Annotated in this window: 12 protein-coding genes; 2 read left to right on the top strand and 10 right to left on the bottom strand. The window is 46.8% G+C overall.

Translation table 11 applies throughout. The features are described 5' to 3' along the window. From YC6258_RS13180 to leuC, 7 genes are all read right to left on the bottom strand, one after another. Complete coding sequence (locus tag YC6258_RS13180; RefSeq protein WP_044617397.1) at positions 1-615, bottom strand: phosphoribosylanthranilate isomerase; 615 nt, start codon at positions 613-615, stop codon at positions 1-3. Positions 616-619: 4 nt separating this feature from the next. Then, complete coding sequence (gene truA, locus YC6258_RS13175; RefSeq protein WP_245627054.1) at positions 620-1,411, bottom strand: tRNA pseudouridine(38-40) synthase TruA; 792 nt, start codon at positions 1,409-1,411, stop codon at positions 620-622. A 129-nt stretch (positions 1,412-1,540) separates the two neighbouring features. After that, positions 1,541-4,381: a motility hub landmark protein FimV gene (locus YC6258_RS13170; RefSeq protein ID WP_044617395.1), complete on the bottom strand. Its 2,841-nt coding sequence runs from the start codon at positions 4,379-4,381 to the stop codon at positions 1,541-1,543. A gap of 390 nt (positions 4,382-4,771) precedes the next feature. Beyond that, positions 4,772-5,884: an aspartate-semialdehyde dehydrogenase gene (gene asd / locus YC6258_RS13165; protein WP_044617394.1), complete on the bottom strand. Its 1,113-nt coding sequence runs from the start codon at positions 5,882-5,884 to the stop codon at positions 4,772-4,774. A gap of 27 nt (positions 5,885-5,911) precedes the next feature. Beyond that, the gene (gene leuB / locus YC6258_RS13160; protein ID WP_044620016.1) at positions 5,912-6,988 is read right to left on the bottom strand and encodes a 3-isopropylmalate dehydrogenase; all 1,077 of its coding nucleotides are present in this window, start codon (positions 6,986-6,988) and stop codon (positions 5,912-5,914) included. A 7-nt stretch (positions 6,989-6,995) separates the two neighbouring features. Further along, positions 6,996-7,646: a 3-isopropylmalate dehydratase small subunit gene (gene leuD / locus YC6258_RS13155; RefSeq protein ID WP_044617393.1), complete on the bottom strand. Its 651-nt coding sequence runs from the start codon at positions 7,644-7,646 to the stop codon at positions 6,996-6,998. Then, positions 7,639-9,069: a 3-isopropylmalate dehydratase large subunit gene (gene leuC / locus YC6258_RS13150; protein ID WP_044617392.1), complete on the bottom strand. Its 1,431-nt coding sequence runs from the start codon at positions 9,067-9,069 to the stop codon at positions 7,639-7,641. Before leuC ends, leuD begins: the two co-directional genes overlap by 8 nt. Positions 9,070-9,192: 123 nt before the next feature. Here leuC and YC6258_RS13145 point away from each other — a divergent pair, with 123 nt between their 5' ends. Further along, entirely contained in the window at positions 9,193-10,071 is an 879-nt protein-coding gene (locus tag YC6258_RS13145; RefSeq protein ID WP_044617391.1) for a LysR family transcriptional regulator, read from the top strand. Here YC6258_RS13145 and rrtA read toward each other — a convergent pair. Together rrtA and YC6258_RS13135 are read right to left on the bottom strand one after the other, a co-directional pair. Continuing rightward, a complete protein-coding gene (gene rrtA, locus YC6258_RS13140; protein ID WP_044617390.1) occupies positions 10,026-10,634 on the bottom strand; it encodes a rhombosortase in 609 nt (202 codons plus the stop codon). The two genes, YC6258_RS13145 and rrtA, sit on opposite strands and share 46 nt — an antisense overlap. Before the next feature lie 90 nt (positions 10,635-10,724). Next, on the bottom strand, positions 10,725-12,104 hold the full coding sequence (locus YC6258_RS13135) for a M6 family metalloprotease domain-containing protein (protein WP_044617389.1): 1,380 nt from the start codon (positions 12,102-12,104) through the stop codon (positions 10,725-10,727). A gap of 291 nt (positions 12,105-12,395) precedes the next feature. On the opposite strand from YC6258_RS13135, the gene YC6258_RS13130 reads away from it, so the two are divergent. After that, positions 12,396-12,872, top strand: a complete 477-nt coding sequence (locus tag YC6258_RS13130; protein ID WP_044617388.1) for a DUF11 domain-containing protein — start codon at positions 12,396-12,398, stop codon at positions 12,870-12,872. Here the strand turns inward: YC6258_RS13130 and YC6258_RS13125 are convergent. Further along, positions 12,869-13,330, bottom strand: a complete 462-nt coding sequence (locus tag YC6258_RS13125) for an Lrp/AsnC family transcriptional regulator (protein WP_044617387.1) — start codon at positions 13,328-13,330, stop codon at positions 12,869-12,871. The genes YC6258_RS13130 and YC6258_RS13125 overlap by 4 nt on opposite strands. Positions 13,331-13,370 lie beyond the last annotated feature (40 nt).

Raw genomic sequence — 13,370 nt, 5'->3', positions numbered from 1 at the left:
TCAGGCTTTCGCCTGTGCGATAAATCGTTCGAGAAGTTGTTGATCCTTTTTACCTTTGGATTGCTCCACACCACCACTGACATCCACAGCATAAGGAGATGTGATATCCACCGCCTGCCGAATGTTATCCGGGGTTAAACCACCCGCGACAATCAAACGGTGGCGCTTTTTCAATTCAGGATCTATTAATTGCCAGTCAAAACACTGGCCGGTACCGCCTGGAATACCCTCTACAAAGGCATCCAACAGCAGAGCTGAGGCATTTGGAAAACACGCCATCTGATGGTCCAAAAATTCTTTGGACTCAACACGTAGTGCTTTAATGAAGGGTTTACAAAATTGTTGACAGAATTCATCTGATTCATTGCCATGAAACTGTATGCAGTCTATTGCAACCTGCGAGAGCACAAGATTAACCCATTCTGGTTCCGGGTCAACAAATAATGCAACTTTAGTAATAAAAGGCGGTAGGCGTTTAATGATTTCAGCTGCCTGCGCAGGTTCTACATACCTTGCACTTGGGGGATAAAACACAAATCCGAGCGCATCTGCACCAGCATTACAGGCGAGCAATGCGTCTTCCAAATTGGTTAACCCACAAATTTTCACTTTCATAGCATTAGCCTTTATCTTGCATCCAGGTTAAGAAGTTCGGACCGACAGGTGTTTCAGGTAACTCAAACACGGAGTCGTATATGGCATCCACAAAGTAAAGCCCAGCCGCTTTTGCTGTGACTCCACCACGGTTTCTGTCGCACAAACTCAACAAATAACCGCACCAGTCAACCGGCTGCCGGCCAGATCCGATATCAATCAACACACCGGCAATATTCCTTACCATATGATATAAAAACCCATCCGCACGCACATCCAGCACCAGCATGTTTCCATAGCGCTCAACAGAGATTCCTTTTATCGTGCGAACCGGCGAAGCAGCCTGACAGTTCGCAGCTCGGAAAGTCGAAAAGTCGTGCGTACCCACCAGGCATTGAGCAGCCTGATGCATCACCTGGTGGTCCAGAGGGTATTTTATCCAGGTCATCCCATTACGCAGAATACTATGAGGGATAGGATAGTTATAAATGACATACCTATAGCGGCGTTCACGGGTACTGAAACGGGCATGAAAATGATGATTCATTTCTTTGGCCCATTGGATAGAAATATCATCTGGCAACTTTGTATTTGTTCCGACGGTCCAACCGTAATCTTTGCGTCGTGCATTGGTATCAAAGTGAATGACTTGCCTGCACGCATGCACACCAGAGTCTGTTCTACCTGAACAAATAGTATCGACAGGGTGATTTGCAACTTGGGAAATAGCTTCCTCAAGTACTGACTGAATAGTGGTCACTCCAGTTTTCTGTACCTGCCAGCCAAAGTAACCGGAACCATCATACTCGACAATCATGGCAACCCTAATCGGATAATCAGGATTGGAGGGGGGGAAAATTTCTTCCATAAGCCTTATAAAACAAAAACACCGGCTTATCTGATAAGCCGGTGTGATGTATCAATCAAAAAACAAGAAGTGACTATATTAACTCAACTGAGCAATCAGTTCCTGAGCTTTCTGTTTCTGCTGATCATTCCCTTCTGCCAACACTTCTTCAAGAATTTCACGAGCTCCCTCACTGTCATCCATGTCTATGTATGCACGAGCCAGATCAAGTTTAGTGGAAGCTTCGTCTGCTCCGGCCAGGAACCCAAAATCATCATCAAGGTCACCATCCAGGTCTGCACCTAAATCTGATGACAAATCATCCCGCTCAAGGTCAGTTACTTCATCCAGCTCTGGAACCTCGTCGTGGGCTGGCATAGAGAAATCGTCGTCTGACCCAATGTCCATGCTTTCAAAGTCGCTGCTTTCCAAGTCATTCTCAGCAGTAGTCTCAAAATCATCGAGCCCACCCAGCGCTTCAATCTGAGCATCCAAAGCTTCAAACGGGTTTTCTTCTTCCCGAGCGCTCTCAGTTTCGGAAGCCGGACTGTCAAGATCCAATCCCAAATCGTCCAAACCTTCGTCTGTATCCAAAGAGAAGTCCATGGAAAAGTCGTCACTTTCTGCACTCTCGTCCTTACTGGACGCAGGAGATTCACTTTCAGTATCGCCACCGAAATCATCCAGATTGAAATCCAGACTGAACTCATCTTTTTCTTCGGCTTTTTCACCAACAGGAGCTTCTTCATCAACCGTCGGCAGGGAGAAATCGTTATCACCCAGATCAAAGTCAAGAGATGTATCTGACTCTTCTTTGCGGGTATTGAGATCAACATCCTCAGACGAAAGATCTGTATCGAAATCATCTGGCAAGTCAAGGTCAAAATCTTCCATTTCTGAAACCGGAGCTTCTGGTGCTTCGCTTGCCAGAGTTGGAACCTCAGGTTCATCAATGGCATCTTCCAGGCTAACATTTAAATCCAGACTGTCATCTTCAAGCCCTGATGACATAGTCATATCATCCTGCGGCATTCTGGCCTTCAATTCCGCCAGTTTCTGCTTGATATCTGGATCCGCATAATCAAGCGCTTTTGCCATCGCATTGAAACCACTGGCATTACCCGTCTCGGTATAAACCTCAGCAAGTTTCAATTTGATGTCATCGCGATAATCATCTTGAGAAATAGCTTTTTTCAGCAATTCCTCGGCCTGGTCATAGCGGCCATACGCTATATAAATATCCGCTTCGGCGACAACGTCAGCCTCTTCGCTATCATCTTTGCTGGTAGCCGAATTAAATTCGTCAGCCAGCTCATCGGCATCTTCCGGAGCCATTTCATGATCAGAATCACCCAAATCGAAAGGATCTTCATCATCTTCAAGATTGAAATCTGTGTCGTCCTCTTCCACCAGATTCTGACTGTTTTTACGTTTTGAAATGAAATAGAACGGCAGCAAGATAACCATCAGAACCACAAGTACCACAGCAATCATATTGGTAGTACTACCCAGAATCATATCAATAATACCAGGTTCCGGCTGAGGGGCTGGAGGTGGTATAACCGGTTTTGGTGCTGGTGGCGGAGTTTGTGTAACCGGCTCAGGTGTTGTGATCTCTTGCGCAGTATTATCAGTAGTTGCCGAATTATCAGTAGTTGCCGATTGACCTTGATCAATCGGTGCTACACCTGCTGAAGCGGGATCAGATGATTGACCATCAGTTCCCATTCCGGTATCAGGAATTACTGCCTGATCAACTGCTGCATTTTTATCAGCATTTTCCTGTATGGAATCCTGGTTCTCCAGAATAGTCCCGGTTTCACTCTGCAGATTGATCATTGATTCCATAAGCTTGATTTGTTCTTCAAGCTCACTGACCCTACTGTTGAGATCCTGTTTTTCACGCTCGTACTGATCATTCAGTTCAAGCGCCATCGCCAATTTATTTTCCAACTCATCAATTTTGGCGGTTGTTTCTCCAGCCGCAGAGGCTGAATCAGTTTTGTCTTTCGGCGTTACCAGCTCCAAATAGCCATCAGGATTTTTCTCATTTCCATCTTTTAATGCTGAAGTGGCCGAACCCGATGCACTAATGGGTACAGATGTTGACTCACCTTCTCGCTGAGGGTTCTTAAGCTGTTTATTTTGCCGTGAAACTTCTGCTAATGCGTCACTCTGGGAAATGGACTTGATTTGATCAGCAGTTGGGATATCAAGCAGACTACCGGCCTTCAGGCGATTAATATTATTGCCCATGAAAGCAGATGGATTAGAACGCTGGATAGCAACCATTACCTGTTGTGGAGACAGCGATCGATCTGGGCGAAACTTAACTGAGATATCCCATAGAGTATCATCGCGCTGAACCCGGTACTGATTTGGTTTCAGGTTTTCTTTGCGTGTAGGAACAGCCTGAGATGAGGTCACTGTGTTTTCATCAAACTTGACCGATGGCTGATTCTGAATAGTCGTAACACTGGACTGAGATGACTTAGGTGCTGTAGCCGGGCTAACCACTTCTGACTCGATTACAGGCGACTCATCATATACCGGCGGATCCAACAAAACTGTATATTCTCTAAGCAGCCGTCCCGCCGGCCAGTTAACCTCAACCAGGAAATTTAAAAATGGTTCCTGAACAGGTTGTTTGGTGGACAACTGAATCGCTTTCTGACCGTTGCCTTTATCAAGCACAGAGAACTGAATATTGGATAAGAAAAAGAAACGCTGCACACCTGCCCGTTGGAAATCCTGATTACTTGCCAAGGTTGGCAATATCTCACCCGAGCTCAAATCCTCTTCCTGTAACAAGTCTATTTCTGCCGAAAGAGGCTCGTTCAAAGATGACTTAAGGGTGAGCTCACCAAGACCTAAGGCCTTAGCGCCACTGGCTCCCAGTAAAACCACCAATGGCAATAGCGTAGCTAACTTGCGCACCATATCAGTTTTCCTTTTTTTTTGATCATTCAAATGAGCTAATGATGATTCAGCTGAAATCACAATTATTTTTTTGTGAGACACAGTTCTCATTTGCAAATTTGTTGTTAAACTTTTGAGAAAAATCTTTCAAAACGTCGCCTAAGTATTAATTAATAATAGACTTTTAGCAACTTTTGCCCTGCTTAAAAGCACTCAACTAACTAACCTTTTTAGATTTCTCATTCGTTATTTTGACCAATATCACAGCTTAGGCCATTAACTCTATTCGTCAAAAAAACACATGATTTCAAATATTCAATAATGACAAATAAGAATAATAGATCTATCAAACTGCAAATTGGAAAAAAAAAGCCGGATTACCGGCTTTTTTTAACAACTGCAAAAAACCATTTATCTTCCCAGTACAATATTCAAAACCCTGCGCAAGGGTTCTGCGGCTCCCCACAATAACTGGTCTCCTACAGTAAAGGCGCTAATGTACTGTGGACCCATGGATAATTTGCGAATACGCCCAACAGGAACTGACAAGGTGCCATTTACGGCAGTCGGTGTAAGTCCTTTTATAGTAGCCTCTTTTTCATTGGGAATAACCTTAACCCAATCATTAGCCCCCGCCAGAATAGCTTCAATGTCGGCAACAGGCAGATCTTTTTTGAGCTTGATGGTCAACGCCTGAGAGTGGCAACGCATGGCACCAATACGAACACACAGGCCGTCTACAGGAATCGGCTCAGCACTACGCCCGAGGATCTTGTTGGTCTCCGCCTGACCTTTCCATTCTTCTTTGCTCTGACCATTATCCAACTGGGCATCAATCCACGGAATCAGACTGCCTGCCAATGGCACCCCAAACTGGTCAGCCGGGAAATCAGCGGAACGGGCTTTAGCAGACACCTTGCGGTCGATTTCGAGAATAGCAGAAGCAGGATCTGCCAGCAGATCGGCCACTTCTGAATTAATCAGCCCCATCTGATTAATCAATTCACGCATATGACGAGCGCCACCACCAGAAGCAGCCTGATACGTCATCGGCGAAATCCACTCGATCAGATCCTGTTCAAATAGCCCGCCTAACGCCATCATCATCAGACTGACAGTACAATTACCACCGATATAATCTTTAACCCCTGACGCCAGAGCATCATCGATCACTTTGCGGTTAACCGGATCAAGCACGATAACCGCACTTTCAACCATCCTCAGTGCAGATGCAGCGTCAATCCAATATCCCTGCCAGCCTGACTGGCGTAAAGCAGGGTGCACTGCCTTGGTATAATCTCCACCCTGACAGGAAATGATGATATCCATCTGTGCCAGCGCTTCCACACTGTTTGCATCCTGCAATGTCGCGCCAGCACCCGCTTCCTCAGGAGCGGCCTCACCTGTCTGCGAAGTACTGAAAAACGTAACATCCAAACCTTCAAGATCACGTTCTTCGCGCATCCTGCCCATCAATACAGAGCCGACCATTCCGCGCCAGCCCACAAGACCGAGTTTTTTCATTGTCTACACATCCTAAAGTTTAAAAATTCATTTTGACAGTGCCGCTACAACCGCATCACCCATTTCCGAGGTGGCAACCTTGGTGGCGCCTTCAGACCAGATATCCGGAGTTCGCAACCCCTGATCCAGCACATCAGACACGGCTTTTTCGATAGCATCAGCGGCATCAACAAACCCAAGGCTATAGCGATACATCATGGCCACAGACAAAATAGTGGCCAATGGGTTGGCAATACCCTGTCCGGCGATATCAGGTGCACTACCATGTATAGGCTCATACATGCCCTTGCCTTGCTCATCCAGAGATGCCGACGGCAACATGCCGATTGAGCCCGTTAACATAGAAGCGCAGTCAGACAAGATGTCACCAAACATATTGCCGGTAACCATGACATCAAATTGCTTAGGATTACGTACCAACTGCATCGCGGCGTTATCCACATACATATGACTCAATTCGACATCCGGGTAGTCTTTGGCCACCTCTTCCATCACTTCACGCCACAGTACAGTTACTTCAAGTACATTGGCTTTATCAACCGAACAGACTCTCTTATTACGTTTACGGGCAGCTTCAAAAGCAACATGAGCAATACGGCGAATTTCCGACTCACTATAAACATACGTATTGAACCCCTGGCGTTCACCATCAACTTCTCTGATCCCCCGAGGCTGACCAAAATAGATGCCGCCCGTCAGCTCTCGGACAATTAATATATCCAACCCGGAAACCACCTCAGGCTTCAGAGTCGATGCTGATGCCAGCTGAGGATAGAGAATGGCAGGACGGAGATTACCAAATAGAGCCAGGTTGGAGCGCAACCCAAGCAACCCCTTCTCCGGGCGCAAAGCCATTTCATTTTTGTCCCATTTGGGACCGCCGACCGCTCCAAGCAAAATAGCATCGCTGGCTTTGGCAAGCTCAAGCGTCTGTTCCGGCAATGGAGAACCATGAGCGTCCAGCGCAGCCCCACCTACCAAAGCGGTTTCCATTTCCAGCTGAAGTGCGAAACGTTTTTGAGTGACTGAAATGACTTTGGTAGCCTCTGCAATAATTTCAGGACCAATACCATCTCCAGGTAAAATCAGAATTTTTTTTGTCATGTCTCTCTCACTGCTCTGCATCTGCAAATAACCACGGGGTTATCGATTTCATCTTACTTTCATAGTGTTTTATGGAGTCAGCATCCTGAAGCGTCAGGCCAATATCATCCAATCCATTCAACAGACAATATTTCCGGAACTCATCAACATCAAAGGCCAATTCAGAACCATCAGACTTGATAATCCGCTGCTGCTGCAAATCAACTTTCAGCTGGTAACCTTCGTTGTTCTTAATATCGCTGATCAGCTGCCGGACAACCTCCACAGGCTGGACTACTGGCAACAATCCATTTTTAAAACAGTTATTGAAGAAAATATCAGCAAAGCTTGGAGCAATGATGACTTTGAACCCATAGTCATCCAGCGCCCATGGCGCATGCTCACGGGATGACCCACAGCCAAAGTTTTCTCCAGCCACCAACACCTGCGCGCCCTGATAACGCTGCTGATTTAGTACAAAATCAGGATTCAGTGGTCGCTGACTGCAGTCCATACCCGGCTGCCCTTCATCGAGATAACGCTGTTCATCGAACAGGTTGGGGCCAAAACCGGAACGCTTAATCGATTTTAAAAATTGCTTTGGAATGATCATGTCGGTATCGATATTGGCCCGCTCCATCGGCACCGCAATCCCACTGAATGTTTCAAATTTACGCATCAGTCATGACCTCTCTTACATCAATAAAATGTCCCGCAACGGCAGCGGCAGCGGCCATAGCCGGGCTAACCAGGTGAGTTCTGCCTCCCCATCCCTGACGCCCCTCAAAATTGCGATTGGAAGTTGAGGCACAATGTTCTCCAGCGCCCAATTTATCGGCATTCATGGCCAGACACATGGAACACCCTGGTTCACGCCATTCCATTCCGGCCTCTATAAAGACTTTATCCAGCCCTTCAGCTTCTGCCTGGGCCTTCACCAATCCCGAACCGGGCACAACCAAAGCCTGCTTGACAGAATCTGCCACTTTTTTTCCCTTGACCACCTTGGCAGCTTCGCGCAAGTCCTCAATTCTGGAGTTGGTACAACTACCAATAAACACACGATCAGGCCTGATGGATGTAATCGCCTGGTTCGGCTGCAATCCCATATATTCCAAAGCACGGGCAATAGCCTGTTTACGCGCCTCATCGACTTCATCAGCGGGATCAGGCACATTGGCACCAACAGGGAGCACCATCTCAGGAGAAGTTCCCCAGGTCACCTGCGGCAGAATATCTTCAGCACTAATCTCCACCACCCGATCAAACACTGCATCCTCATCTGATACCAGTTCACGCCAGGATGTTTCTGCCAACTTCCATTGCTCATCCTTTGGTGCATAAGGACGATGTTTTACATATTCAAGGGTAATATCATCAACGGAGACCATACCGGCCCGCGCACCTGCCTCGATTGCCATGTTACAAATGGTCATACGGCCTTCCATAGAAAGGCTGTGAATAGCGCTACCACCAAATTCAATGGCATAACCGGTACCACCGGCAGTACCAATCACCCCAATAATATGCAGAACCACGTCTTTGGCCGTTACCCATGGCGACAACTGACCATCGACACGTACCAGCATATTCTTCATTTTCTTTTGAATCAGACACTGAGTCGCCAGCACATGCTCCACTTCAGAAGTACCAATTCCATGTGCCAATGCTGCAAATGCGCCGTGAGTGGATGTATGGGAATCACCACAAACAACGGTCATACCTGGAAGTGTTGCACCTTGCTCTGGCCCGACCACATGAACGATGCCTTGGCGCTCATCACCCATTTTGAATTCAGTGATATTAAAGAGACTGCAGTTTTCATCCAGAGTCTGTACCTGAATTTTGGAAATCGGATCAGCAATACCATCAATACCCGCTTTACGCTCTTCCACTGTTGTAGGAACGTTGTGATCCGGCGTTGCCAAATTCGCCTGCAGACGCCAGGGAGTGCGCCCTGCCAATCTAAGACCTTCAAATGCTTGCGGTGAAGTCACCTCATGCAACAGATGCCGGTCAATATAGATTAACGCAGTACCATCTTCTCTCTCTTTGACAACATGAGAGTCCCATAATTTGTCATATAGGGTTTTGCCAGTCACAAGTCATTTCCTATCAAAAAATTGTTGTCTGAATCGCCGACACATTTTAGGATTAATCAACAGATAAAACAAATTCATAAAATTTATAAATTTAATTACTTTTGGTAATTCAAAAAATCAAACATGGATACTCAAGCGCTCATGGCATTTCTGGCAGTCGTGGAAACCGGATCATTTTCGGAAGCGGCACATCGACTGCATTTAACACAACCTGCAATCTCCAAACGCATTCGGTCACTGGAGAATCAGGTCAATGCACGACTATTTGACCGAGTGGGGCGAGAAGTTCTGCTAACGGAAGCAGGCCGGGCACTCATCCCACCTGCAGAGCGCATTGCCCAGGAAATCCGTGAAGCCCGTCAGATTGTCGGCAATCTGGCGCATAACGTTGGCGGCCGCCTGTCAATGGCCATCAGCCACCACATTGGTTTATACCGCCTACCATCCACTCTCAAGGGTTTCATCAGCAATCACACTGATGTAGAGCTGGACCTGCACTTCCTCGAGTCAGAGCGTGCCTATCAATCAGTTATCAATCGTGACATCGAGCTGGCCTTCGTGACGCTTCCAAATCATTTGGACAAAGTGCTGGTCGGTGAACTGATCTGGCATGACTCGCTGGTTTTTGTGGTTGGGAAGGATCACATGCTGGCACGCAAAAAATCGGTGCGTCTGAATGAGTTATGTTATGCCAATGCCTTGCTTCCAGAGCTGGAAACCTTTACGTATCAGATTGTCAAAGCACTGTTTGACCAACACAAACTACCACTGCGGACTTCTTTGCCTATCAATTTCCTTGAAACCATTAAAGTAATGGTCTCCGTGGGTTTCGGCTGGAGTGTTCTACCACGTACGATGGTAGATGACAGTCTGGTGATCTTAGAGGTTGAAAACGTGGCGTTATCCCGAAAACTCGGGTATATCCGTCACAGAAACCGGACACTCAGCAATGCTGCTCAGGCATTTTTGACTGAACTGGATAGAAGTCTGGCAAAGACATAGGACCCATATATAGCAACGAATCCCAGAAGCCCATACAGGTGAGCATCCTGCGCCACTCGTGCATGAATAAAACCGGCAATCATGGAATCGGAATAAAACGGTGTCTGCTCCCAGATAATCTTGCCGGTAACCGCCAGAACCGCAATATAGCGGATTGTTAACGAATAGAATGGACTGAAGATCAACGCCAGACATAACAGCCCATAAAGCACTCCAGACAGCCCGGTATAACCCCACAACTGCGCGTCAAACCAATAAATCCCCAATCCAACAACCAGCGCCAGGAAACAGAAAACCAATACTCCCTGCCACTGCCCCAACCAAGGCGGACAGACATAAAAAACAATACTGAAACCAAACAAATTCAGCATCCAGTGCTGCCAGTTGAGGTGAACAAGGTGACAGGTCAACAAGCGCCAGAGCTGACCGTTATCAATGGCGTCACGCTGAAAGCTCAGCATCATCTGCACGGATTCAGGTGCCGCTGCTACAGCAGTAATGAGAACAAACAAAATAACCAGAAACCAACGTTGCCACAAAAATTCAAAAATAGTGTTACCCAAGCCAACGGTCCTCAACCGAATATGAAATAGTGATCCCCTGGAACAGGTATCCCTCAGATCACAGGTTGCGTGGAAATGACCATTGCACAATCAAACGTGACGGGACCTGCCTCCAGCTCTGCAACCCACCACCAACACTACCACGAGCGCACCAGGGAATACACCCAGCGAGCCACTGGCACTTTCATTACTGGCTGAGCGGCGAACACTCTGATCGAAACTAAAATCACCATCCGGACCAAAATACACCCGCACCCCCAAGTCTTCTCCATCATATGTCAGACTGGACGGCGTAGAGTCAGGTCCGAACTCATAAACACGTCCTTCACCAGGGAATGGATCGCCGGCATCACCAGAGTTACGATTATTGTCCAGATCAAACATGCCATCCGCAGACTCTATATCAATCAGCTTGTGATCTTCATCATCATTATTGCTCTTACGATTATCGACGTGAGAAATCAACATACCACTACCACGCAGACCCGCATCAAAGGAGCTGCCATCACGCTGCTCAAGATACAAGGTCTCATAATTGGAAAGCCGGACTTTGACATACTGACCCGGTTGCAAAAGGATATTCTTATCAGTCTCATCAATACTGACTTCATTGCCAAATCCGGTTTGCTCTCGACTCCAGGCCAACATTCTTGCGGGGCTGTCTCCAAGCTTACCGTAAGCCGTGTTCCAAACCCCAAAGCCCATTAATCCCCAGGAGCCAATACCCTGCGAAGAACCATCACGATCATATAAATCAGGTAGATTGAAAACCAGGTGCCCGAGCTCATGGGCAATAATGCCTATCGTCGCGGGGTGATTCCCATGAAGTTCACCAACAACGACATAAGAACCCAATGTCACACCATCACTGGTCACTCCGGCATAACTCTGGTGTGCCCAAATATTCGGGCGAGGCGCGGACGCACCACCATAGGCATTTTCGTAACCAGCCACTACAAATACCAACGCCAGTTCCTGGGGGCTCACCCGACCATCACCATTGCCGTCATAGAGACTGAAGTCCACCGATGAAGACAAGGTGACCAGAACCGTTTTAATCAATGCTTTGGCTGCCGAAAAGTCTGAACCACTGTCTGGGTGATTCATGCCCAGACTGACACGCCTGGAACCGGCATCAATAAAGGAGAAGCGATTGTTTGAAGTCCATTGATAATAAGAGTTTACACTGCCCTCCTCCGCAAACATGGTTTGTTGCCAGTCAGCCTGGGCAGTTGTGAAGGTTTGATTACTGAAATCAACCATCACCATCATCAGAGGAACCTGTGCGGGGATGTTTCTGCTTGTTGACCGGGTCAGGGCAGAGCGACCGAGCAATTCCACCTGACTACTGGTCCAGACGGGCATACTGCGATCATTGATAGGGTCATTAATGGCAGGAACAACAGCAACCACAGGCAATGAGACTGCCACTACCATCACAAAAATAACAAACCGAATCACCCTGTTCATATATCCGCACTTAACTCTACTACTGCAATATTCATTAGCTAAGTGCATTCACAGACATGTCGTTGTCGGAAATAACCATTCAAAACGACAATGTTATTTTCGTCGAAAAACTGTCATAAAACAGAATTTTAAAATGACATTTATTTGTCACTCTTTGCAGAAATGAGAACCAGTCAAAGTTTCGACAGAAAACTCACATATATTTAAGAAAAATCGACAACTTACGTTTCAATTATTGTGATACTAGACGGATTCAATAGTTAAAAGTCGCTAATGACTGGGCTCGATACAATGAAGCTGATCAAACGAATGAAACGGGGATTAATAGGGTTGCTGATATCGACGACCCCGGTTTGTGCACCTAATGTCTTTGCCGATGCTGAGATTGTTATCTCCAGCACCATTTACCAGGAACAAACCGTGACCGATGAGCAGGGCAGCGTTTCTGAACAAAGAGCTGAGGCGACATCTGTTCGCCAGGGAGATGAACTGGTACTTGTCATTACCGTGGAAAATCAGGGTAGCGATGATGCAGTCAATATTAAAGTCGACAATCCGGTTCCTGACGGAACCACGTATATCGGCTTCAGCCAATCAAAGAATGCATCTGTTTATCTGGTTTCGGATAATGGCGAAGATTACTTTCCGGAATACACCCTGTTCAATACCGAACTGCAACCCCGGGATATTCGCTTTGTGCGCTGGGTTATCGATCATCTGGAAGCAAATGATCTGCAACAGATGGAATTCAAAGTAACGGTAAACTAAACCGGCAACCCGGTGCTATCCATTACCTTACGGAGTACAAAACTGGAATGGACACCACTAACCCCTTCTATCCGGGTAATTTTTTCCAGCAACAGCTCCTGATAAGCATCCATATCTCTGACTACAACCTTCAACTGATAATCCGCATCCTGCCCAGTAATCAATAAGCATTCGAGCACTTCGGGAAGCGCGGTAATTTTTGCCTCGAAATTCACAAACCGTTCGGGAGTATGGCGATCCATAGAGATATGAACCAATGCCATCAACGTCAATCCCAGTTTTTTGGCATTCAACATCGCCCGATAACCGATGATCAGCCCATCCTCCTCCAACGCCCTGACCCGGCGTAGACAGGGCGATGGAGACAAGCCTATTGACTCCGCCAATTCCTGATTGGTAAGTCGTCCATTGCGCTGAAGCAGATCCAGAATGTGACGATCATAACGATCCAAAGGCATAGCATTTCACCCTAAAATAATATATCGACATATTATTTCA

Source organism: Gynuella sunshinyii YC6258, from assembly GCF_000940805.1.
Taxonomy (GTDB): Bacteria; Pseudomonadota; Gammaproteobacteria; order Pseudomonadales; family Natronospirillaceae; genus Gynuella; species Gynuella sunshinyii.
The sequence above is the reverse complement of the archived record's forward strand: the minus strand, read 5'-3'. Positions and strand labels throughout refer to the sequence as shown.